Below are 23,666 nucleotides of genomic sequence, written 5' to 3'. Positions count from 1 at the left end.
TAGGTGAGGCATATGAACAGAGCAATCACGCACCGCGCGGCAGTGTTGGGAAGCCCTATTGGGCATTCCCGCTCGCCGCTGCTGCATAACACCGGTTACCGCGCCGCAGGGCTGGAGCACTGGAGCTATGGGCGATTTGAGTGCATCGCTGAACAACTGCCAGAACTCATCGATGCCTTGGATAACAGCTACCGGGGTTTCTCTGTGACCATGCCGGCAAAGTTCGCCGCGCTGGACTTTGCCACTGAACGCACCGACCGTGCTGAGCGCATTGGATCCGCCAATACGCTGGTCCGCATTGGTGAGGGAGTTCATGCCGGGTGGCGGGCAGACAACACCGATGTGGATGGGGTATTTGGTGCTCTTGCTGAGCTGGATGTCAGCGCTAGTCTGATGGGCGCTCACGCCACTGTCATCGGTGGTGGCGGTACCGCCCGGCCAGTACTGTGGGCCCTGGCTAGCCTCGGCGTGGCACAGGTGACCGTAGTCAACCGCACCGACCGGTCTGAAGAACTTGCGCCACTCGTGGAAGCCCACGGTGGACGTTGTACCTTTGTGAGCTACGAGGCAGCCCTGCGTGACCTGGCCGAGCAATCCGCTGTGCTGGTGTCCACCGTTCCCTCTGCGGCAATCCAGGATCATGTGCAGGATCTTGCGCACACCTCGGTGTTTGACGTGATCTATGAACCCTGGCCGACTCCGCTGGTCACGCAGACCCAGCGCAACGGACACAAGGCTGTTGGCGGCCACGTGATGCTGGCCAACCAGGCATATGGGCAATTCGAGCAGTTCACCGGAGTTCCTGCGCCACGTGAGGCGATGTGGCAGGCACTGATCAACGACCTGCACTAGAACTGCTACAATCAAGCCCCATGTGGGGTGCATGTGTAGTTTTTTCGGGGTGTGGGCAAGTCTTCTTGTTGGTTGGGATGTGTGTTTTTCACGGCTGCCTAATGTGCTGACCTACACGGGATTCGCGGTGGCTATCGTCGTTGCCGTCGCTGCTGGTGACCCCTTGGCGATACTTGGCGGGGTTGCCTGGAGCGCCCTCTATATAGCATCTGGGTACATCAGTGGGGGAGTCGGAAGCGGTGACGTGAAACTAGCTGCCAGCCTGGGGATTCTGGCTGCCATGTGCGGGTGGCGGGGGTGGCTCGTGGCGGTAGGAGGGGCGTCGCTTAGCACCGTCATCCTTTTGCTGATAACCAAGCGACACGCCATGCCACATGGCCCCGGAATGATCGGGGCGACGGCGCTTGTTGTGTTGTGGCACCACTACGCAGGGGTGATGTAACACCAGCGCATGTTTTCCTCCGACCCAGGTTCCGTGACACAATAACTAGCATGCTTCGATGGACAACTGCAGGTGAATCCCACGGTCAAGCTTTGATTGCGCTACTCGAACACATGCCGGCAGGGGTGCCCATCACCAGTGATGACATTTCCACGCAGCTAGCCCGCCGCCGTCTCGGATATGGCAGGGGAGCGCGCATGAAATTCGAGGCCGACGAGGTCACCATGCTGACGGGTGTTCGACATGGGCAGACCCTTGGCGGTCCCATCGCCATCATGATCGGCAACACCGAATGGCCCAAATGGACCACCATCATGTCTGCCGACCCCATCGACACCAGCGACTCCGACATCGCCGCTGCCATGAACTCCGGCCGCGGTGCAAAACTCACCAGGCCACGCCCAGGGCACGCCGACTTCGCCGGAATGCTCAAATACGACATGGACGAGGCCCGGCCCATCCTGGAACGCGCATCCGCCCGTGAAACCGCAGCCAGGGTGGCCGCCGCCACCGTTGCACGCAACTTCCTCCGCGAAACACTCGGCGTGGAAGTATTGTCACACGTCATCTCCATCGGCGAGTCTGAGTCGTATCAAGGCCCCATTCCCACCTTCAGCGATCTTGATGCCATCGATGCCTCCCCGGTTCGTGCCTATGATAGCGGTGCCGAACAGGACATGATTACCCAGATCGAAGCCGCTAAAAAAGCAGGTGACACTCTCGGCGGTGTTGTTGAAGTCATCGTCCATGGTCTTCCCATCGGACTGGGCTCGCACGTCTCCAGCGATGACCGGCTCGACGCCCAACTTGCCGCAGCGCTTATGGGTATCCAAGCCATCAAGGGCGTCGAAATCGGCGACGGTTTCGCCGAAGCCCGACGCCGCGGATCCCAAGCCCACGACGAAATCATTCGCACCGACACTGGTGCCATCACACGCACCAGCAACCGCGCCGGTGGGCTTGAAGGTGGCATGACTAACGGCCAACCACTCATCGTGCGAGCAGCTATGAAACCCATCTCCACAGTGCCCCGTGCCCTGAAGACTATCGACATGGCTACCGGAGACCCTGCCTCGGCAATCCACCAACGCTCCGACGTCTGCGCGGTCCCCGCAGCGGGCGTTGTTGCCGAAGCAATGGTCACCCTCGTTCTTGCACGCGCCGTGTTGAATAAGTTCGCAGGTGATAATATCTCAGAAACTAGCCGAAACATTAATAGTTACCTTGCAAAAGTCACAGAACGTTTGGAGTTTAACAGTTGATGTCTCAACCCCGAGTTGTCCTCGTCGGCCCCCCAGGGGCGGGAAAAACCACCATCGGGCGTCGACTAGCCCGCGCACTCAACACCACACATGTTGACTCCGACGCCCTCATCGAACAAGACCAAGGAAAACCATGCGGCGAGGTCTACTCGGACCTCGGTGAAGAACAATTCCGCGAACTCGAAGCCCAGCACGTGGCCCAAGCACTCCAACATGACGGCGTGGTCAGCCTTGGCGGCGGGGCCGTGGTCACAGACTCCACGCGAGCGCTCCTGGCCAACCACGAAGTCGTCTGGGTGGATGTTTCCGTTGAAGAAGGCGTGCGACGCACCAACCAAACACCCACCAGGCCCGTTGTCACAGGCGCGCCAGGAATCGATCCTGCGGTGCGCTACCAGCAGCTTGTCGATGAACGCGCACCCTTATACCGCGAGGTTTCCGGGTTCAAAGCTCGCACCGACCACCGCACACCCCAGAAAGTGGTGGCTGATATTTTGCGATATCTTGAAACCATCAGCTGAGTTTTCCATCTTTTGTGAAAGGACGGCGCGTGCCCACCATCGACGTCACCGGACCGAACCCCTATAAGGTAGTCATTGACCACGGGCTTGACGAGACCATCGCCCGCACCGCCGCCGCAGCTCCCGGCGCGACACAGGTTGCGCTTATCTACCAGCCAGCACTTATCGACGCTGCGACCTCCCTCGCCAATGCCGTCTCTGCTGCGGGCCTGGAGACGACCCTGATTGAGCTGCCCGACGCTGAAAATGGCAAGACTTTGCAGGTGGCAGGCCGTTGTTGGGATGTGCTGGGGGAGAAGAACTTTGGCCGCCGCGATGTGGTCATTGGTCTTGGTGGCGGCGCCGCCACGGATCTTGCAGGTTTTGTCGCTGCGGCCTGGATGCGCGGTATCAAGGTTATTCAGGTTCCCACCACGTTGCTGGCCATGGTGGATGCCGCTGTGGGGGGTAAGACGGGTATTAACACTGCGGCGGGGAAGAACTTGGTGGGGGCGTTCCACGAGCCGTATGCCGTGTTTGTTGATCTGGATCGGTTGCGGTCGCTGCCAGAGGATGAGCTGGTGGCGGGCTCTGCGGAGATTATTAAGACTGGGTTTATTGCCGACCCCGCGATTTTGGACCTGTACGAATCCGACTCGGCTGCGTGCCTTCGTGTGGATGGTCATTTGCCGGAGCTGGTTGCCCGGTCCGTTGCGGTGAAAGCGCGAGTGGTGTCAGAAGATCTGCAGGAGGCGGGGCTACGGGAAATCCTCAACTATGGTCACACGTTTGGTCACGCCGTGGAACTGCGGGAGCATTTCACCTGGCGTCACGGCAACGCTGTGGCTGTGGGCATGATGTTTGTCGCCGAGCTAGCACGCCTTAAGGGGCTTATCGACGCCGCGTTGGTGCAGCGTCACCGCAGCATCCTGGCATCTGTTGGCCTGCCAACCAGCTATGAGGGTGGTCATTTCGATGAGCTCATCGCCGGCATGCGGCGGGATAAGAAGAACCGTGATGGGCATATCCGTTTTGTCGCATTGACTGGTGTGGGGGAAACCACCCGACTGGAAGACACCAGTGACGATGAACTACGGGCGGCCTACCAGGCGATTTCTGAACCGTGAGAGGGGAAATCATGAATAACACAGCAGTGGTGGTGCTGAACGGGCCAAACCTGAACCGCTTGGGTAAACGTCAACCCGACGTGTACGGCACAACTACACTTGCCGACGTGGAGGCTACGCTGCGGAAACGCGCCAAAGACTATGGAATTGACCTGGACTTTAAGCAGTCCAATTCCGAAGCCGAACTGATTGACTGGGTCCATGATGCTGCTGATCGCCGCGCGGCTGTGATCATCAACCCCGGTGGGCTCACCCACACCTCTGTTGCCTTGCGGGACGCGCTGGCGGAGATTGCCGATGGCGCAGGGTTCATTGAGGTGCACATTTCCAACGTGCACGCCCGTGAAGAATTTCGGCACCATAGTTATCTCTCGCCCATTGCAATTGGTGTGATTGCGGGCCTTGGGGTGAAAGGCTACGAACTGGCCTTGGAGTATTTCGCTGGACCTGTCTGGGGTTCGCTCATCTAGATAGAAGAACATCAAACCAAAAAGAAAGAACGACACATCATGGCTACGGCTGATACTCAGTACCCCGACCGGCGACGCGCCGTTGCTGCCGAACTGGCCGCGCAGAACGTTGACTCCGTACTGGTAACTCACCTCACCCACGTGCGATACCTGTCCGGGTTTTCCGGTTCGAACGCGGCGCTGTTACTGAACAAAGACCATTCGGCGCGGATCAGCACTGACGGACGCTACACCACCCAAATCGCGGAGGAAGTTCCCGATATTGACTGCATCCTCGGACGACCCTGCGCGGATACAGTACTGAAGGAGATTATTGGTCCGCGCAGAGTGGGTTACGAAGCTGACTACCTTACCGTTGCCGAGTATGAGCGCTTGCAACAAGCATGCGGCGAGGGCGTTGAACTGGTGCCGGTGCGGGGCATCATCGAAAAATCTCGGCTGGTGAAAGATCCAGGAGAGCTGGACGGCCTACGTAGTATCGCCACGCTTGCCTCTCAGGCGTTTGAAGACATGCTGGCCGCTGGGGAAGTGGCCGTGGGTCGTACTGAGCGCGATATTGCCGCAGACCTGGAATATCGCATGCGAAAACTCGGTGCTGAACGCCCCAGCTTTGACACCATCGTTGCCTCTGGGCCGAACTCCGCCAAGCCGCACCACGGTGCCGGCGATCGCGTCATCAAAGCCGGTGACTTGGTGACCATCGACTTCGGTGCCTACGCCAACGGATTTAACTCCGACATGACCCGCACCCTCATCATGGAGCACACCACCGACTTCACCAAAGAAGTCTATGACACGGTGTTGCAGGCACAGCTGGCGGGTGTGAAGGCGGCGACTCCCGGGACGTCGTTACGCGACGTGGACCGTGCTTGCCGCGACATCATCAAGGCAGCCGGATACGGCGACTATTTTGTACACTCCACAGGCCACGGAATCGGTTTGGACGTGCACGAACTGCCCTACGCTGCCACCACCGGAAGTGGTGAACTTGCCGAAGGCATGACTCTGACCATTGAGCCGGGCATCTACGTGCCAGGTAAAGGCGGAGTTCGCATTGAAGATACGCTCATCGTCACCTCTGGTGAGCCGGAAATCATCACCAAAGTAAGTAAAGAACTACGTGTGGTGTAGGCTAAAACAGCTAGTCGTATAAAACTCAAGGGAGAAAACGCGTGGCAACTACCGCCGATTTCAAAAATGGTCTTGTGCTGAAGGTTGATAACAAACTGCAGCAAATCATTGAGTTCCAGCACGTCAAGCCGGGTAAAGGCCCAGCTTTCGTGCGCACCAAGCTGAAGGACGTTGTGTCCGGCAAAGTGGTGGACAAAACCTTCAACGCTGGTGTGAAAGTAGAAACCGCAACCGTTGACCGCCGTGACATGACCTACCTGTATAACGACGGCACGAACTACGTGTTCATGGATGCTAAAACCTATGAACAACTCGAACTCGAACCGCACTTGGTTGGTGAGGGTGCGAAGTTCCTACTCGACGGCAGTGTTGTGCAGGTTTCCTTCCACGAAGAAGAGCCACTATTCGTGGAACTTCCCGTATCCGTAGAACTGCGCGTTGAACACACCGACCCCGGCTTGCAGGGCGATCGCTCCACCGGCGGCACCAAGCCCGCCACTTTGGAAACCGGTGCTGAAATTCAGGTTCCGCTGTTCATTGAAACCGGCAACGTGCTCAAAGTGGACACCCGCGACGGATCCTACATCTCCCGCGTCAACAACTAAGTTTCAACCACAAGGTGACCGTGAGTAACACCCGTCAAGACAAGTCCCGGCGCCACGGGTCGCGCTACCGCGCCCGTCGGCGCGCCGTGGATATTATTTTCGAAGCCGAGGCGCGCGACATTGACCCCGTGGCCATCGTCGACGATCGCATCGAGTTATCCCAGCAGCCCGATCCGCCGGTGAAACCAGTTGCCTCCTACACCCAAGAGATCGTGGGCGGGGTCGCCGTGGAACTTGACCGTGTTGACGAGGTTATTTCGCGTTACCTCCTGGACAACTGGATGCTGGAACGTCTTCCTGCCGTTGACCGTGCCATCCTGCGGGTGGCCACCTGGGAGCTACTGTTCAACCCAGATGTTCCCGTTAAAACTGCCGTGGTTGAGGGCGTGGAACTGGCCAGCGAATATTCCACCGATGCGGCAGCGCCGTACATCAATGCAGCACTTGATGCTATCGCGGGTGCCGTGGACGACCTCCGCGCCGAAAACACCGCCATACAACTCGCGGATAGCGTTGTGGTGCTTGACTCTGCTGAAGAGGGTTCGGGGTTGGGTGACGACGAGGCGGAGGCACCGCGTGTTGCGCGGCTGCGGTGGCTGCCCTAAGGTTCGCTAGGGCATTACATCGTCAAGTGTGCTTATACTCAGGTACAAAAATTCCCTGTTTTCAAGCTTGAAGATAAGCATACTTTTATGCAAAGTTTGCACTAACGTTGTTCAATGGTCATTTTGTTGCCGCGCTCTATCACGCTGCTACAGGTAGAGCACGACATTCACCGGCCAACAACGCTCACCGCAGCTTAGTTATCGGTGTCTTTTGCTTCCGATTCTGTGTTGCCGTTGCCCTGCAACGATGCGGCAAGTTGCGCCACGTTCTCCTGCGCAGCCAGCACATTGTCCACGGAACTCTTCAGGTATGTCTTCAGTTGCTCGTGGGTGAGGCCAGCGGCCACAATGAACTCGCATTCCGTGCGAATGATCACCATTTCTGTGCGGTTGACGGCGGCCGCCTTGGTGCTGTGCACATATGCATTGAAATGATTGCAGGCCAGGAAGAAGGTGGGGTTGCCATCGGCAACTTTTTCCTCAGTGGTTTTGTCTGCCCGCACGATCACTGCCGTGTTGTTGACCAGCGCGAACGTCACGTTATATCCGTTGAGGTTTGCGCTTCCGATGGGTTCATCGTCGGCGAGGGTGAGGGTAATCCCAAACTCGCCCATAACATTGACAACGTCATCAAAGGTGACCGATGTGACTTGTTCACTCATCGTCGGCTGCTCCTTCAGTCTCGGTTGCTTCTGTTGCGGGGGTCTCCCAGGTGACAAGTGTGGGGAATTGCTCTTCCAGCCAGTTGAAGCACGCCAGGGTGTTGTGAATTGAGGAGGTGATGAAGGCACCGAGCTGGTTGTGGGAAACGCCGCCTTCTGTCAGCAGTTCACGGTGCACAATGAGTGCCAACGTCCCAGGGGTGGTTTCCACAAAGTGAAGTGCCGGCATGATCTGCGTCAGGTTCCATTCGTTGACCACGGCCAAAATGGTTGGGGCGTCAGTGGATGGGGGTTCTCCACGCCATCGGCCCTCAAATTTGAGAGTGTCGCCGTCAATAATGAGGGCAACGGCGGTGTTGGGGAAACCGCTGAGCAGGATGTTTGGTTCGTCGCCGATGCGATATTGCAAATCTTCGTTGGTGAAAATCTCGGCAACACGATCAATGGTAAGTGGGGTCACTGTGTCAGGAATGGCCAGGCTCCTTAGTGCTTGGTTGGGTCGGGCAACAAGTCATCGCCGCCGAGTTCATGCGCCAGCGCCTCCTCAACCGTGGGGAAACGAAACACATGTTCTTTGCTTGATAGTACAGCGGGGGAGACGCGTTGGTCAGCAAGGGAAATCTCGGCTGCACCTTCTTTACCGCGCAACAGCTTCGGTCCCAACGATGGAATAGGCATGAGAGCTGGGCGGTTAAGTTGTTTCGACAGCGCCTTTGTGATGTCGCGGTTCTGCACCGGATTGGGGGCAACAGCGTTGATCGGACCAGATAGCGTGGGGTCAACGACTGCGCGAACATAAATGTCACTGAGATCGTCAAGTGAAATCCACGACACCCACTGGCTTCCGCCGCCAACATTTCCGCCCAGACCAGTAGAAAACAGCACGCGCTTGATCGGAAGCACACCGCCGCGCCCGCTGAGTACCACGCCCGTCCGAATGTTCACCACACGCTTGCCAGCCTCAACGGCCGGGGCACAGGCCGACTCCCACTCCTGGGTAACCTCCGCCAGGAAACCCTCGCCGGGTTCCGACGCCTCGGTCACCGCCGCCTCGCCCGTGTGCGGGCCGTACAACCCAATGGCTGAAGCGCAGATGAATGCCGTGCACTGCGGTGATGACGCCGCGAGTTCCGCAAGTTTACGGGTCGGAACGATGCGGGAATCGCGGATGGCTTTCTTGTGGTCGTCGTTGAACCTGCCGAGCATCGGCTCGCCCGCCAAATGCACCACCACATCGATGCCGTCCAACAGGTCTTGTGCTGGATGAAAAGGCTCCCACAAACGCCTACCAGGGCGCATTTTCTCCCGCACGATCTGTACTACCGTGTGTCCCGCAGTACGTAGCTGGGCTGTCACGGCGCGACCAATCAGACTTCGGGAACCGGTGACACCAACGGTGAGGGGCGGGGCGTCGACAAGCGCTGCTATGCGGGACAGGAACGATAAATCGCCCAGCAGCTGATGTTGACGGTAAGCCAGAAAACTTTTGAGTGGGCCGCTGGGGGCGCGGGTGTGAATATCGTCGGTGATGAGGGTGCCGCCCTCCACGTCAGCGAAACTGTGGGTGTGACGCCAATCGGCAATGGAGCGAATCGGCGACGACACGCAGACCTCTGAAAAGCGGTGGCCACGACGATACGCTGAAAGGTCGTGACGCGAGACCCAGCGCAGACCAGCCGGAAGGGAATAGGTGGTGGTGCCATCCGACAGCCGTTTCGCCTCCTTGACCGGGTGCATGGGGAAAAACGGTGGGATCAGCCGTGCAGCCGCTCCTTTGCGGGTATGCCAATCCCACACAAACTCCCGATCGAACGGTAGGACATGGCTGGCGGTAAAGCTCATTGACAATCCCATCTGGCTGGACACGTGTTGTTATTCCAGCATAGACATGTCTGAGCGGCTTGCTGTGGAACAGCCGCCGAGCACTGGGTTAGAACAGGGATTCTTTGCCGAGTTCGTGCGCGAGAGCAGACCGAAGAGTGGGGTAGCGGAAGGTGTGATCATGATTGGTTATCTTGGTGGGAAGAACCTTCTGATCAGCAAGAACCAGTTCCTGCGTGCCCTGCTTACCCACAAGCAAACCAGGCGCCCATGCCGGAGTGGGAATAAGGGAGGGTCGGTGTAGAAGTTGTGCCAGTGTGGTAGTGAACTCACTGTTGCGGACCGGTGTTGGGGAGGTGGCGTTGATGGGTCCGTTGAGAGTGGGATCAACGATGGCGCGAACATATATGTCAGTGAGATCGTCTAGCGCGATCCACGACATCCACTGCTTCCCAGAACCAAGACGACCGCCCAAACCAGCGAAAAACAAAGCAGCCATCGGCGGGAGAACACCGCCTTGTGCACTGAGCACGATGCCTGTTCTCACGTTGACAACGCGTTTTGGATGAGCCGAGGCGCAGGCGGACTCCCACTCGGCGACAACATCGGCAAGGAAACCATCGCCTTGGGTACTAGTTTCAGTGAGACCGTGAGTGGTGTTGTGTTTCATCGTGGTGAAACCATAAAAGCCAATTGCCGACGCACACACCATGGTCGAACACGATGATGACTGGCTGACAAGCTTGGCGAGGGCAAGCGTGGGAATAACGCGTGAGTCCCTGATCTGAGATTGATGCTTCTGGCTAAACCGCCCAAGGATGGGCTCGCCAGCCAGATGAACCAGCACATCAACGCCGTCAAGAAGGTCAGGCGCTGGGTTAACGGGGTCCCAGAAACGAGGAAGATGGGAGTGGGGGTGTGCTGCATGTTTGGTGGTGGAGGCGAGATGAGAGGCTTTGCGTACAAGTGGAATGACCGCGTGGCCGAGTGTGGTCAACTGTGCTGTCAGGGCGCGGCCCACAAGGCCCGACGCTCCGGTGACCGCGATGGTAAGTGGTTTGGTAGATGGGCTAGTAAGAGCTAGCGACGATGAAAACGCGAGATCGTGGTAGAGCTGGTGTTGCCGATAGGCAAAAACGCTGCAGAGCTTTTTGTGTGAGATTGGGATGCGGGAATCTACATAGTCGGTAATGAGTGTGGTGCCCTCTGGGGTGTCAGCGAAAGTGTGCGTGTGACGCCACCCTCCGGCTCGTTTTACTACTGGCGACACGCAGACATCAGTGAAGCGCCGTTCGGGAATGTAGCCAGAAGACTGGTGTTGCGCCACCCACTGAAGTTTTCCTGGAAGTAGGAACGTGGTTGTGCCGTCGGCGAGGCTGGTTGCTTCCTCTTCTACCGACATGGGCACAAACGGTGGGGTTAGGCGCTTCACCGCGCCTGGGCGGGTATGCCAGTCCCACACGAGTTTTTGGTCAAATGGCAAGATGTGGCTGGTGGTGAACGTCATGGTTCTAGGATAGGTGAGTTTTGGTGTCAGGCTTTGATGGCTTACACGACCAATGCACCCTAATAGTGGTAGCAGTGTAAAGATTTTTAATAAGTGACTTAATTACAAAAATTAAATCAACACTTCTTGAAATTTTATATGACTTGAACTTTGTAGCTCTAGCCAATCAATAAAATTCCTATTCAAGTCACTACTAGAATAAAAGAGCAGATATTCAAAGCGGCCCGACGGGCTGGCATCCTCATGAACACCTTGAAAATATCTTAAAGCATGCACCGACTTATATAACTCTATTAAAGAAATGATGGAGACAGTTGGAAATATTGGAGATGCTAATCCGCTGATAGGATGCGGTAATGATGTTGCTGGTATGATGTACACAGCTATACTTTGATGTGCGCCGATAATATAACCACTAGACCAGAGGATATACTTTGAAATACAAAGAAAAAAATAACGAAACAAATTTTGACATATTTAAGGTTGACGCCTCTGAGGAGGAAAGACTAACCCCCTTCAGCTGCATAGTTAATTATATCATCAAAAATCCCGAACTAGAATGCTACATTTTTGCTGACGGCTGCCCTGATTCTGCGCTAAAAATTTGGGATAAAGATAACTCAGTTGAAGTAATTTGGTCACAGACAATTAAGCAACCGCCATCAAACTTTAGTTTCCTTGATGATTTGCTTCCCTTTAGGGAGGAACCTGCAAAAACTTCTGCAGTCATAAGAATTTCTTTCCCAATATCTCCTGCTAAACTATTTTCTATATACTACCCTGAAATTGAGGCTTGTCCGTCAGGCCTACTGGTCATAGCGAAAGAAGAGATTCCTAAAGATATCCTCGAGGAATATAAAAGTATATTTTATCCAAATGTCACAGACGAATCTGCTTTAAATTTTGCCTCTAAGGCGTTCGAAAAATGGGCAATATTTGGATACGTAAGAGAAATTGATCAAATGGGAATAGAGTATAGGTTTGAAAATATATTTTTGTCGCACAATGGTAATTTAAGTAAATCTTTCATCACGTGGGGTAACCTATAAAATTTTAAGCGCTGAATTTTTACTTTTGTGGCTGCATGAAAATTTGATATTAAGTTCGTATATCACAAGTATGAGATTAAGGAGCTTGATTTAGGTACTGGGGAGATGTCGACGCTACTTTAGCCAGTGCAAGCCTCATCAAGGGCAAAAGTGAAGTAAGATTTTTCGCGTACGCGTCGATGATTCAAGTGGTCATCAACCATGAAATTGCTTCTATCTCAACAGTGCTTCACCAGGAATTACACGCGATCTCACCGCGCTTAGAGCTTCAGGATTGCTCCGATATCATCACTCCAGATAGCGCCCAACCGATAAAGGGTATACCGGATCAGGGTGTGTCACCTTGATCAAGTGCAATAGTGGGAAAAGAATCACAACAACCATGTTAGACAAGTCCGGCATGTGATAGGGTAATCTACTTTATATTTGAAACGTAGGCAGATTTTAAATCGCGGCTGTCGACTGTGCCGACAGCATAATAACAGTAATTAATATATTGCCGAAATTCTTTTTTGGACTTTCCCGTAAATACTTTTTGGTTCAAACTCGGTAATTGGAAAATCCAGGCGTGTGGTAATAAATGCCGTGGCCATCATACATGGTTGTCATCATGGTCTTTGTGGTACAGCAATAGCTCAGCCAGATGCGTGATGAAAACCAAAACAAGATTATGATGGTCACATGATTGCCTACCGGCTGACTGCCCTACAATATGGCCGAGTGATTCTTGAGCCAAGTCATCCCACTAGGCGTCCTGGGGTCGTAGAAACCAGCGTCAACGTCTATGATCCTGCGTTTACTAGCTATACAGAAGGTTCTGCATTAACGCAGCCGCTTCAGCATCTCAAAAAACACATGCCACAAGAGACCATCATCGAGCTTTCCTCACTGATTTTCAGCAAATATGCGGGTGAGGTTGTTGATGAAAGCTATCCAGGAGGCCGGAGGCAGGCCGTGGACGACTTTAACGCGTGGATGATCGATGATGAGTTCGCTGGTAGTTCCATGATCGAACATTCGTGGACAACGCTGCAGTTCGGCCCGGTAGCGGTGGTGTCAACCCTGCGATCAACAACGACCATGGCAGCTCACGGCAACGGACTTTACTTGGATTGGGATAGCAAATCGTCAGAACCACCAGTCGAAGTAAATATGCCTTTAGATCTGTTGCGCATCACAGTGGAACCCAATCAGATTGGCACCATAGTTCAATGGCTTTTGAGGAAAGAACGCAGGCTTTTGGACCAAGACTATAGCGGGGGATATGTGCAGGCAGTGCGTGATTTTACTGACTGGATGCGACGTTAGTGGTCAGAGTGATGTGCTGCCGGTGCGATTCACCATCGGCGGGTGTCTGATTCCATGCATCAATCAGCCATTGATCATGGGTGGCAATGATTAGTGTTCCGTGCCAGCTCATTATGGCCGCTTCAAGAGATTCGATGGTATCGATATCAAGGTAGTTTGTTGGCTCGTCAATAATCAGAAACTCCGGCTGCTGTGCCAGCGCGAGGGCTAGTTGAACGCGACGTTTGTTTCCATCTGATAACTGTTCTAGTGGCGTTGCCCATAGTCTAGGGTGAAGAAAGCCTTTACCCAGGTCACCAATCCCGTTATGCCATATCTCTGGTGGTATGAGTTCGTCTTTGTTGCGTGGGAGTTCCTGCGGAACAAACACCGAATCGGCAGCACTTATGGTGCCGCTGGCTTCTGCTGCCAGGCATTGTCTGGTATGAATCCAGCGCAGTAGGGTTGATTTCCCGGCACCGTTTACCCCGGTGATCATCATGTGCTCACCACCAGCAAGCTCGAAACTAACAGGATCCAGCCGACCAGGAATATGCACGTTTCTTACTGAACACGCAATGCCTGTAGACACCACAGTCGGATCTAGAAAAGTAATAGTGATTGCGTCATACCGGGGTTTACGAACCTCGACTTCTGTAAGCCTGTCCAGGCGGCGGGAATCATCATTGATCCGCCGGGTTGATACTGTTTGTGCTCGATCTGCATAGTACTTTTTCGAGGCGCGTACTTCGCTGCGTGGGGTGGCGTTCCGGTGACCTATGGTCTCAGAGGAAAAACGGTGCTGCAACAACTGCTGTTTGTCGTGTTGCTGGTGGGCATGTATCTGTAAGTGACGGCTGCGGGCCGTGTCTTTTTCTTGCACGTAATCGGAATAGGTTCCGTTGCAGCGGTATATGCCGTTTGTTGTTGGTTGTCCTGCTGCGGTGGCTATGGCGTGCCATGATGTGGTGTCTAAGTCGAGGATGCCGGTTGCGGCACGGTCAATAAAGTCACGATCGTGGCTGGCAAACAGCACTGGTCCGTTCCAGCCTGTCAGGGTTTGTATCACAAATTCTCGGGCTGTCGTATCAAGGTGATTGGTTGGTTCATCAACCACCAACGCGGGAGAACCCCGCAGCAGGACGGCGGCGAGGTGTAATCGTTCTTTTTGCCCAGGTGAGAGTGAATCCAGCGGGCGGTCTCGTGCAATGTTACCCAGCCCCAGGCTACGTAGAGTCTTGTCCAGTTGTGTATCTAACTCCCATCCATTCATGGCTGTAATGCGGGCAAGTAGTTCATCAAAGCGGCGGGCAGTTTCTGCTGAAACATCAAAGGCAAGCTTGTGGCTGAGCATGTCAAACTCGTGTCGTAGCTTGAGTACCTGGTGGCATGCAGCATCAATTACGTCGCCGACAGTTGTGGGTGGGGCATGGTTGTCCCATGAAAGTGGTGTGTCCACATGCCCGCGAAGTGGTGTGAGCTCGCCGAGGGCGAGTTTGAGGAGGGTTGTTTTCCCTGAGCCGTTTGGTCCTACAACGCATAAGCGTTCATCGGTTCCGCATGTGAATGAGACATTTGTGAGGACATCGGTGGTGGGATAAGAAAAAGTGACGTGGGAAAAAGAAATAATAGACACACTGCATCCTAGTGAGAACGTAATACGGATTTTGTGCGGTGTGTCAGTCTCCCATACCTCAAATCTACTAGTTCGGGATAGGCTTGGGCAAGAGGGAACAGTTACAGCTACAACCCACGCGACTCGCGCGACGTCGATAAGCAGTAAGCAGAACCACCTTGTTGTGCAGTGGTTTTGCTTCCACCCGTGCTTACCCCTCACATGGCACCCGTGAACATGCCGGTGCTATGGTGATACGCAGTCAAAGGCTAAAAGGCATCCTTTAACGGACCGCACTGTGAGGCGGGAAAGGAGGTCACGATGGGCGATAATGGCACTGCCGATGTCACGGAATTGCTGTCTGCGGATGATGTGAATCGGACTGTCGCGCGCATCGCGCACCAGATTATTGAGAAAACTGCTGGTCAAGAGATTCTTTTACTTGGTATTCCTTCGGGCGGGGTGCCACTGGCGGAGCGTTTAGCGGCGAGCATCAAGGAATTTTCGGGGGCAGATGTTCCGACGGGTGCTTTGGATGTGACGCTGTATCGGGACGATTTGCGGGGTAAGCCTCATCGTGCGCTTCTGCCCACCACTATTCCTACGTCTGGCATTGATGGTGCCACGGTAATCCTCGTTGATGACGTCCTCTATTCGGGCCGAACCATCAGGGCTGCGCTGGATGCATTGCGCGATATTGGCCGCCCGGAGCAGGTGCAGTTGGCGGTGTTTGTGGACCGTGGGCACAGGCAGCTGCCCATTCGCGCTGATTATGTGGGTAAAAATTTGCCGACGTCTCGCGCCGAGGACGTCACTGTACTGTTTGCGGAGATCGACGGCCGCGATGCGGTGACGCTGACACGCACCATCACCGATACCACCACCCAGGGCGAGGAGTAGCGCCACCATGAAGCATTTGCTGTCTATTGCTGACTTAAGCCGAGATGAGATTGTTGGCCTGATGGATGAGGCTGACCGCTTCCGCGAGGCGCTACTGGATCGTGAGGTGAAGAAGCTTCCTACCCTGCGTGGTCGCACGATTTTCACCATGTTTTATGAAAATTCCACGCGCACACGGGCGTCGTTTGAAACGGCCGGCAAGTGGATGAGCGCCGATGTGATTAACGTGTCGTCGTCAGGGTCAAGCGTGAAGAAGGGGGAGTCGCTGAAGGACACCGCCGCCACTCTGACGGCCATCGGGGCGGATGCGATTATCATGCGTCACCCCTCGTCGGGTGCCGCCGCGCAGGTGGCTGGGTGGCTGGACGGCCCAAGCGTGATTAATGCTGGTGACGGCGCGCATCAGCACCCTACGCAGGCGCTTCTCGACGCCGTGACCATGCGCCAGCGCCTCGGCACCATTGAGGGCCGCAAGGTGGTGATCGTGGGGGACTGCCTGCATTCCCGCGTGGTGCGCTCCAATGTGGATCTGCTGAGCACCCTGGGGGCCGAGGTTGTGCTGGTCGCTCCGCCAACGTTGCTTCCCACGGGTGTGGAGAACTGGCCGGTGCGTACTTCCTACACCATGGATTCCGAGATTGCGGATGCCGACGCCGTGATGATGCTGCGCGTGCAACAAGAACGCATGCACGGCGGCTTTTTCCCCACGCAACGGGAGTACGCAACCCTGTACGGCATGTCCAAGGAGCGGTTAGCGCGCATCCCCGAACACGCGATAGTGATGCACCCAGGGCCGATGCTGCGCGGCATGGAAATTAACTATGAGGTTGCGGACGCCCCGCAAACCGCCGTGTTGCAGCAGGTAAGTAATGGTGTGCACGTGCGCATGGCGGTGTTGTTCACGCTGCTTGTTGGAACCGATAACGCTTAAAAGTAGGGGAATGTGATGTCTCAGAATAACTATCCGGCAACCGGTGACCTCGGCCCCGTAGAGCGTGGCAGTGTCCTGATCCGCAACGTCCGCCCTTATGGCGAAGGCGAACCCGTGAACATCCTGATCGAAGATGGTCTGATCGCCGACATGGATGCTGCAGATGATGCCAATGCTGACACTGTGATTGATGCGAAAGGCACGGTCTTGCTGCCTGGTTTGGTGGACCTGCACGTTCACCTGCGGGAACCCGGCAGGGAGGATACGGAAACCATTGCCACGGGTTCGGCCGCTGCCGCCAAGGGTGGTTTTACCGCCGTGTTCACCATGGCCAACACCATGCCTGTCATGGATCAGCCGGTGATTGCGGAGTCGGTGTGGTTTAAAGGTCAGTCTATTGGTCTGTGCGATGTGCACCCGGTGGGGTCCATTACCAAGGGCCTTGAAGGTAAAGAACTCACCGAGTTCGGCATGATGGCTCACTCCGCCGCCAAGGTCCGCATGTTCTCTGACGATGGCAAGTGCGTGGACAACCCCCTGATCATGCGCCGTGCCATTGAGTATTCACGTGGCCAGGACGTGCTTCTCGCCCAGCACTGCGAGGAACCACGCCTGACGGAAGGCGCGGTAGCCCATGAAGGGCCGAATGCCGCCCGTCTAGGTTTGCGCGGCTGGCCCCGCGCAGCTGAGGAATCTATTGTCGCCCGTGACGCGCTGCTGGCCAGGGATTATGGCGGCCGGGTGCATATTTGCCACGCCTCTACAGTGGGGACTGTGGAGCTGTTGACTTGGGCAAAGGAGAAGGGGATCCCGCTGACTGCCGAAGTCACCCCGCACCACCTGATTCTCACAGACGAGCGCCTGGACACCTACGACGGAGTAAACCGGGTCAACCCGCCGCTGCGCGAAAACCATGACACGCTGGCGCTGCGGCAAGCACTTCTGGACGGGATCATCGACTGCGTATCCACTGATCACGCACCCCACGGCTCCGAGGACAAGTGCTGCGAATTTGAGCACGCCCGCCCCGGCATGTTGGGGCTGGAGACCTCGTTGCCCATCATCGCGGACACCTTTGTGCGTACCGGCGCGGCTGATTGGCGCTGGGTGGCGCGGGTCATGAGCGAAAAGCCTGCTGAAATTGTGCGCCTACCCGGCCACGGCCGCCCTATTGCGGTGGGGGAGCCCGCCAACCTGACCATTGTTGACCCTGACTGTCACTGGGTGGCGCACGGTGAGGATATGGCATCCAAAGCGGACAACACCCCCTATGAGGGCATGGAATTCCACACGAAAGTAACACATACAATCCTGCGCGGGCGCGTGACCTGCAATGATGGCGTCGCAGCCGAGCCACATACGCAGGCATAGAGTACAGCAACAAATAACACCGAAAGGCATCCTTGTGACTTCCACCCCTCCGGCAATACTCGTGCTTGCCGACGGCCGCGTCTTCCGCGGTGTCGGTTTCGGAGCCACCGGCACCACCCTGGGCGAAGCGGTTTTTACCACCGCCATGACCGGCTACCAGGAAACCATGACCGACCCTTCCTATCACCGGCAGATTGTGGTGGCCACGGCCCCGCAAATCGGCAACACTGGTTGGAACGATGAAGACGGGGAATCCCACGGTGACAAAATCTGGGTAGCCGGTTTAGTGATCCGTGACCTGGCGCATCAAGCATCCAACTGGCGTGCCGCCCGCAGCTTGGAAGACGAGATGACGGCGCAGGGGATTGTGGGAATCCGGGGCGTCGATACGCGGGCGCTGGTGCGGCACGTGCGCAACCATGGGTCCATTGCGGCGGGCCTGTTTTCCGGCGAAGATGCGCAGCGCCCGGAGGCGGAGCTGCTGGCAATAGTAAAAGCGCAGCCTAGTATGGCCGGGTCGGACTTGGCAGGCGACGTCTCCACCGACGACACCTATGTGGTGGAGCCGGAAGGGGAGCAGCGCTTTACCGTGGTCGCCTACGACATGGGCATTAAAACCAACACGCCCCGCAACTTTGTGCAACGCGGTATCCGCACGATCGTGGTGCCCGCCAACACCTCCTACGAAGACATCATGCGCCACAATCCAGACGGGGTTTTTGTATCCAACGGTCCTGGTGACCCCGCCACCGCCGACGAGATGGTCGCCGTGGTGCGCGAAGTGCTGGCCAACAAAATCCCGTTCTTTGGCATCTGCTTCGGCAATCAAATCTTCGGCCGGGCACTGGGAATGAACACCTACAAACTGAAGTTCGGGCACCGCGGCATCAACGTGCCCGTGATTAACCACGAAACCGGCACCATCGACATCACAGCCCAAAACCACGGTTTTGCCCTGGAAGGCACAGCTGGCGAGGTGTTCGACACCCCGTTCGGCCCGGCAAAAGTCACCCACACCTGCTTGAACGACGGCGTAGTGGAAGGCGTGGCGCTGCTAGACGGCACTGCCTACTCGGTGCAATATCACCCGGAAGCAGCCGCAGGCCCACACGATGCGAACCCCCTGTTTGACCAGTTCATCGAACTCCTTGAAGCACGCCAGGAAGGTAACAAGTAAATGCCACAGCGCACCGACATCAACCATGTGCTGGTCATTGGTTCCGGACCCATCGTCATCGGCCAGGCCTGCGAATTCGACTACTCCGGCACCCAAGCCTGCCGCGTGCTCAAAGAAGAAGGACTACGCGTCACCCTGATCAACTCCAACCCGGCCACCATCATGACCGACCCGGAGTTCGCTGACCACACCTATGTGGAACCCATTCAGCCGGAGTACATTGAAAAAATCTTCGAAGCCGAAATCGCTGCAGGGCATCCCATCGATGCGGTGCTGGCCACTCTCGGAGGGCAGACCGCGCTGAACGCGGCCATCGCCCTGGACCGTCGTGGCTCGTTGGACAAATACAACGTCGAACTCATCGGCGCCGACATTGATGCCATTGAACGAGGCGAAGACCGCCAAAAATTCAAAGACATTGTGGCGAAAATCGGCGGTGAATCCGCGCGTTCCCGGGTGTGCCACACCATGGATGAAGTCCGGGAAACCGTGACTGAACTGGGTCTTCCCGTTGTGGTTCGGCCGTCGTTCACCATGGGGGGGCTGGGGTCCGGCCTGGCCTTTACCAACGAAGATGTGGAACGCATCGCCGGTGGCGGACTTGCGGCATCACCCGAAGCCAATGTGCTCATCGAAGAGTCCATTCTCGGCTGGAAAGAATACGAGCTGGAACTCATGCGCGATGCCAACGACAACTGCGTGGTGGTGTGTTCCATCGAAAATGTGGATGCGTTGGGTGTGCACACCGGTGATTCCGTGACCGTGGCACCCGCCATGACGCTGACCGACCGCGAGTTCCAGATCATGCGCAACCAAGGCTTCGCCATTCTGCGTGAAGTGGGTGTGGACACCGGTGGCTGCAACATCCAATTCGCCGTCAACCCCCGAGACGGCCGCCTGATCACCATCGAGATGAACCCCCGTGTGTCCAGGTCCTCGGCGTTGGCATCCAAGGCGACGGGATTCCCCATCGCCAAAATCGCCGCGAAGCTCGCCATCGGCTACACTCTCGACGAAATCACCAACGACATCACCGGCGTTACACCAGCTGCCTTCGAACCCACGTTGGATTATGTGGTGGTCAAAGCCCCGCGCTTCGCCTTTGAAAAATTCACCGGTGCCGATGACACCCTCACCACCACCATGAAATCCGTTGGTGAAGCCATGGCGCTCGGCCGCAACTACATTGCTGCGCTGGGCAAAGTCATGCGGTCCCTGGAAAACAAACAAGCAGGGTTCTGGACTGTCCCCGACGAGACATTTGCGGGCGACCGCGCCACCGACGTGAGCGCCGTGCTTGCGGATCTTAAACGCCCCACCGAGGGCCGCATCTACGACGCCGAACTCGCACTGCGGCTCGGCGCCACTGTGGACGAGGTATACGCCGCCTCTGGCATTGACCCCTGGTTCCTCGCCGAGCTTAAAGCCCTGGTGGACTTCCGCGCCGAGCTTGTCGACGCCCCGGTGCTCACCGAGGAACTCCTGCGCACCGCCAAATACAACGGGCTTTCCGACCGGCAAATCGCTGCACTTCGCCCGGAATTTGCCGGTGAGGAAGGCGTACGCCGTCTGCGCTGGTCCTTGGGTATTCGCCCCGTATTCAAAACCGTGGACACCTGTGCCGCCGAGTTTGAGGCACAAACCCCGTACCACTACTCGGCCTACGAATTGGACCCCGCCGCAGAATCAGAGGTGACGCGCCAAACCGAACGCGAAAAAGTAATCATTCTCGGTTCCGGACCTAACCGCATCGGGCAGGGCATCGAATTCGATTACTCCTGCGTCCACGCCGCCCTGGAGCTCTCCCGCGTCGGCTACGAAACGGTGATGGTCAACTGCAACCCTGAAACCGTCTCCACCGATTACGACACCGCCGACCGCCTCTACTTTGAACCCCTTACCTTTGAAGACGTCATGGAGGTCTACCACGCCGAAAGCCAATCCGGCACAGTCGCAGGCGTGATTGTCCAACTTGGCGGACAAACCCCGCTGGGACTTGCAGAAAAGCTCCGCAACGCAGGCGTGCCCGTTGTGGGCACCACACCCGAAGCCATCAACCTGGCTGAAGACCGCGGCGAATTCGGCGAAGTACTCCGTACGGCAGGACTGCCCGCACCGGCGTTTGGCACCGCGACCTCGTTCGAGCAGGCCCGCGACGTGGCAGAAAAAATCGGCTACCCCGTCCTGGTTCGCCCCTCCTACGTGCTCGGCGGGCGCGGCATGGAAATCGTCTACGACGAGCGCTCCCTCCGCAACTACATCGAACGCGCCACCGAAATCACCAGCGACCATCCCGTCCTGGTCGACCGCTTCCTCGACAACGCCATCGAAATCGACGTTGACGCCCTCTGCGACGGCACCGACGTCTACCTCGCCGGCGTGATGGAACACATCGAAGAAGCAGGCATCCACTCCGGCGACTCCGCCTGCGCGCTGCCGCCCATGACGCTCGGCACGGAAGACATCAACAAAGTTCGGGAATCCACCGCCGCGCTTGCGCACGGCATCGGTGTCAGAGGACTCATCAACGTCCAATTCGCCCTCAAAGATGACATCCTCTACGTCATTGAAGCCAACCCGCGCGCCTCCCGAACCGTGCCTTTTGTCTCCAAGGCAACTGGCGTACCGCTGGCCAAAGCCGCCTCCCGCATCATGCTCGGTGCTACCATTGCCGAACTTCAAGAAGAAGGCATTATCCCCACCAGCCACGACGGTGGATCGTTGCCCCTTGACGCACCCATCGCCGTCAAAGAAGCCGTCCTGCCCTTCACCAGGTTCCGACGCCCCGACGGTTCCATGCTTGACTCCCTGCTCAGCCCAGAGATGAAATCCACCGGCGAAGTGATGGGCTTGGCCGATAACTTCGGCGCGGCCTACGCGAAAGCCGAGGCAGGAGCGTTCGGGGAACTACCCACCAGCGGCACCGTGTTCGTCTCCGTGGCCAACCGCGACAAACGCACACTCATTTTCCCCATCCAACGCCTGGCCTCCCTGGGCTTTACCATGCTCGCCACCGCAGGCACCGCAGGTATGCTCCGCCGCAACGGCATCCCCTGCGAAACCGTGCTCAAACACTCCGACATCAAAGCCGGAACCGACGGCGTCTCCATCGTGGACCGCATCAAAAACGGGGAGGTTGACCTGATTTTGAACACCCCGGCAGGCTCCGCAGGTGCCCGCCACGACGGCTACGACATCCGTGCCGCCGCCGTTAACGTGGGAATCCCACTGGTCACCACGGTCCAGGGCGTGACCGCCGCCGTGCAAGGCATTGAAGCGCTCCGCGCCGGGGAGCTCTCGGTGCGTGCGCTGCAAGAACTCGACTACACGGAGGACTGATGCGCAGTTTCGGTGAAAAACTCCAGACTGTCTCGCTTGAGCGCGGGCGGCTCTGCGTGGGAATAGACCCCCATCCGGCGCTACTGGAGCAGTGGGGACTAGGCGTGACTGCGGACGGCCTTAGGCGGTTTTCCAGGATCTGTGTGGAAGCGTTCGGACCATCAGTGGCATTGGTGAAACCCCAGGTTGCTTTCTATGAGGCGTTTGGTTCCCAGGGCTACGCCGTGTTGGAAGAGACTATCCGTGACCTGCGCGAACAGGGTGCCTTGGTCGTGGCGGATGCGAAACGTGGAGATATTGGCTCGACCATGGCCGCCTACGCTGAAGCGTGGCTCAGTGATTCCTCGCCGCTGTGTGCTGATGCTGTGACAGTTTCCCCGTACCTGGGGTTTGAGGCATTGCGCCCCGAGTTGGACCTGGCTCACACTCACGGCAGGGGAGTGTTTGTGCTGGCTGCCACCTCTAACCCGGAAGGTCGCCAGGTACAAGACTGCGTCAATACTGATGGCGTGCGCCTGGACCAGCTCATGGTGGACGCTGCGGCTGCGGAAAACTCGTCATGGAGAAAAGCGGGTGAATTCGGTGATGTGGGGGTTGTTGTTGGCGCAACCCTTGACAGCGTGCCCGACCTCACGGACCTGAATGGTCCAGTGTTGATGCCCGGTGTGGGCGCGCAGGGCGCGAGTGCGGCGGACGTCGATACGTTGGCGGAAAAAATGAGTGCGTGGGTGTTTCCGAATATCTCACGTGGCATTCTGCGACACGGACCTGGGGTTTTTGAACTTTCTCAGGCGGTTTCTGCGGCGGCGGCCGACTATCCGGGTTTTCCCAGGTGAGCGGCGAGAAAGTATCGGGCTGATCGCGGCAATCAGGAGGGCCGCGACATGGCTTTTTGGAGTAGCCACCTTGGATTTTCCGGTAAGAGTGCTAGACTAGCGGAAGCCCTCGGCCGACATCGATGAAATTTTTGTTAAATTTGCGCGATGTTGCGGGCGAAAAATGGTACAACCGAT

22 protein-coding genes are annotated in these 23,666 nt (G+C 56.8%); 17 read left to right on the top strand and 5 right to left on the bottom strand.

Features of this window, described 5'->3' with window-relative positions; genetic code table 11:
- The first annotated feature begins 12 nt into the window (after positions 1 to 12).
- From CDUR_RS07115 to nusB, 9 genes are read left to right on the top strand one after another with little or no spacing between them, the layout of a single operon-like run.
- Positions 13 to 852 (top strand): shikimate dehydrogenase, encoded by an 840-nt coding sequence (locus CDUR_RS07115; RefSeq protein WP_179417673.1) that lies wholly within the window; start codon positions 13 to 15, stop codon positions 850 to 852.
- A gap of 31 nt (positions 853 to 883) precedes the next feature.
- Positions 884 to 1,294, top strand: a complete 411-nt coding sequence (locus tag CDUR_RS07110) for a prepilin peptidase (RefSeq protein WP_179417672.1) — start codon at positions 884 to 886, stop codon at positions 1,292 to 1,294.
- A 50-nt stretch (positions 1,295 to 1,344) separates the two neighbouring features.
- Positions 1,345 to 2,556 carry a chorismate synthase gene (gene aroC / locus CDUR_RS07105; RefSeq protein ID WP_179417671.1) on the top strand — a complete coding sequence of 404 codons (1,212 nt, stop codon included), beginning with the start codon at positions 1,345 to 1,347 and terminating at the stop codon, positions 2,554 to 2,556.
- A complete protein-coding gene (locus CDUR_RS07100) occupies positions 2,556 to 3,077 on the top strand; it encodes a shikimate kinase (RefSeq protein WP_006063508.1) in 522 nt (173 codons plus the stop codon). The genes aroC and CDUR_RS07100 overlap by 1 nt, the downstream gene beginning before the upstream one ends.
- Before the next feature lie 29 nt (positions 3,078 to 3,106).
- Positions 3,107 to 4,183, top strand: a complete 1,077-nt coding sequence (aroB, locus tag CDUR_RS07095) for a 3-dehydroquinate synthase (protein WP_179417670.1) — start codon at positions 3,107 to 3,109, stop codon at positions 4,181 to 4,183.
- Between the two features lie 11 nt (positions 4,184 to 4,194).
- Complete coding sequence (aroQ, locus tag CDUR_RS07090; RefSeq protein ID WP_179417669.1) at positions 4,195 to 4,653, top strand: type II 3-dehydroquinate dehydratase; 459 nt, start codon at positions 4,195 to 4,197, stop codon at positions 4,651 to 4,653.
- Positions 4,654 to 4,692: 39 nt separating this feature from the next.
- Positions 4,693 to 5,784 (top strand): M24 family metallopeptidase, encoded by a 1,092-nt coding sequence (locus CDUR_RS07085; protein ID WP_179417668.1) that lies wholly within the window; start codon positions 4,693 to 4,695, stop codon positions 5,782 to 5,784.
- 41 nt (positions 5,785 to 5,825) lie between these two features.
- Positions 5,826 to 6,389 (top strand): elongation factor P, encoded by a 564-nt coding sequence (gene efp / locus CDUR_RS07080; RefSeq protein ID WP_006063504.1) that lies wholly within the window; start codon positions 5,826 to 5,828, stop codon positions 6,387 to 6,389.
- A 20-nt stretch (positions 6,390 to 6,409) separates the two neighbouring features.
- The gene (gene nusB, locus CDUR_RS07075; RefSeq protein ID WP_290207005.1) at positions 6,410 to 6,994 is read left to right on the top strand and encodes a transcription antitermination factor NusB; all 585 of its coding nucleotides are present in this window, start codon (positions 6,410 to 6,412) and stop codon (positions 6,992 to 6,994) included.
- 194 nt (positions 6,995 to 7,188) lie between these two features.
- On the opposite strand, the gene CDUR_RS07070 is transcribed toward nusB, so the two are convergent.
- The 4 genes from CDUR_RS07070 to CDUR_RS07055 form a co-directional block, all read right to left on the bottom strand.
- Positions 7,189 to 7,656, bottom strand: a complete 468-nt coding sequence (locus CDUR_RS07070; RefSeq protein WP_006063502.1) for a type III secretion system chaperone family protein — start codon at positions 7,654 to 7,656, stop codon at positions 7,189 to 7,191.
- Entirely contained in the window at positions 7,649 to 8,116 is a 468-nt protein-coding gene (locus CDUR_RS07065) for a YbjN domain-containing protein (RefSeq protein WP_179417667.1), read from the bottom strand. Before CDUR_RS07065 ends, CDUR_RS07070 begins: the two co-directional genes overlap by 8 nt.
- A gap of 23 nt (positions 8,117 to 8,139) precedes the next feature.
- Positions 8,140 to 9,498 carry a TIGR01777 family oxidoreductase gene (locus CDUR_RS07060; RefSeq protein WP_233453021.1) on the bottom strand — a complete coding sequence of 453 codons (1,359 nt, stop codon included), beginning with the start codon at positions 9,496 to 9,498 and terminating at the stop codon, positions 8,140 to 8,142.
- 88 nt (positions 9,499 to 9,586) lie between these two features.
- Positions 9,587 to 10,984, bottom strand: coding sequence for a TIGR01777 family oxidoreductase (locus tag CDUR_RS07055; RefSeq protein ID WP_179417666.1), 1,398 nt, complete (start codon positions 10,982 to 10,984; stop codon positions 9,587 to 9,589).
- Between the two features lie 434 nt (positions 10,985 to 11,418).
- Between CDUR_RS07055 and CDUR_RS07050 the strand changes: the two genes are divergently transcribed.
- Positions 11,419 to 12,033 (top strand): hypothetical protein, encoded by a 615-nt coding sequence (locus CDUR_RS07050; RefSeq protein WP_179417665.1) that lies wholly within the window; start codon positions 11,419 to 11,421, stop codon positions 12,031 to 12,033.
- A gap of 681 nt (positions 12,034 to 12,714) precedes the next feature.
- Positions 12,715 to 13,341 (top strand): hypothetical protein, encoded by a 627-nt coding sequence (locus CDUR_RS07045; RefSeq protein WP_179417664.1) that lies wholly within the window; start codon positions 12,715 to 12,717, stop codon positions 13,339 to 13,341.
- Here the strand turns inward: CDUR_RS07045 and CDUR_RS07040 are convergent.
- Entirely contained in the window at positions 13,319 to 14,956 is a 1,638-nt protein-coding gene (locus CDUR_RS07040; protein ID WP_179417663.1) for an ABC-F family ATP-binding cassette domain-containing protein, read from the bottom strand. The two genes, CDUR_RS07045 and CDUR_RS07040, sit on opposite strands and share 23 nt — an antisense overlap.
- Positions 14,957 to 15,256: 300 nt before the next feature.
- On the opposite strand from CDUR_RS07040, the gene pyrR reads away from it, so the two are divergent.
- The 6 genes from pyrR to pyrF are packed head-to-tail and all read left to right on the top strand — an operon-like array spanning position 15,257 to position 23,489.
- Entirely contained in the window at positions 15,257 to 15,835 is a 579-nt protein-coding gene (gene pyrR / locus CDUR_RS07035; protein ID WP_179417662.1) for a bifunctional pyr operon transcriptional regulator/uracil phosphoribosyltransferase PyrR, read from the top strand.
- 7 nt (positions 15,836 to 15,842) lie between these two features.
- Positions 15,843 to 16,766 carry an aspartate carbamoyltransferase catalytic subunit gene (locus CDUR_RS07030; protein ID WP_179417661.1) on the top strand — a complete coding sequence of 308 codons (924 nt, stop codon included), beginning with the start codon at positions 15,843 to 15,845 and terminating at the stop codon, positions 16,764 to 16,766.
- Between the two features lie 15 nt (positions 16,767 to 16,781).
- Positions 16,782 to 18,137, top strand: coding sequence for a dihydroorotase (locus CDUR_RS07025; protein WP_179417660.1), 1,356 nt, complete (start codon positions 16,782 to 16,784; stop codon positions 18,135 to 18,137).
- Positions 18,100 to 19,314 carry a glutamine-hydrolyzing carbamoyl-phosphate synthase small subunit gene (gene carA / locus CDUR_RS07020; protein WP_218865418.1) on the top strand — a complete coding sequence of 405 codons (1,215 nt, stop codon included), beginning with the start codon at positions 18,100 to 18,102 and terminating at the stop codon, positions 19,312 to 19,314. Before CDUR_RS07025 ends, carA begins: the two co-directional genes overlap by 38 nt.
- On the top strand, positions 19,315 to 22,653 hold the full coding sequence (gene carB / locus CDUR_RS07015; protein ID WP_179417659.1) for a carbamoyl-phosphate synthase large subunit: 3,339 nt from the start codon (positions 19,315 to 19,317) through the stop codon (positions 22,651 to 22,653).
- Entirely contained in the window at positions 22,650 to 23,489 is an 840-nt protein-coding gene (gene pyrF / locus CDUR_RS07010; RefSeq protein ID WP_179419062.1) for an orotidine-5'-phosphate decarboxylase, read from the top strand. Before carB ends, pyrF begins: the two co-directional genes overlap by 4 nt.
- Positions 23,490 to 23,666: the final 177 nt, after the last annotated feature.

Origin of the sequence: Corynebacterium durum (assembly GCF_030408675.1) — a bacterium.
GTDB lineage: Bacteria > Actinomycetota > Actinomycetes > Mycobacteriales > Mycobacteriaceae > Corynebacterium > Corynebacterium durum.
This window is presented reverse-complemented; position numbering and strand designations above follow the sequence as displayed.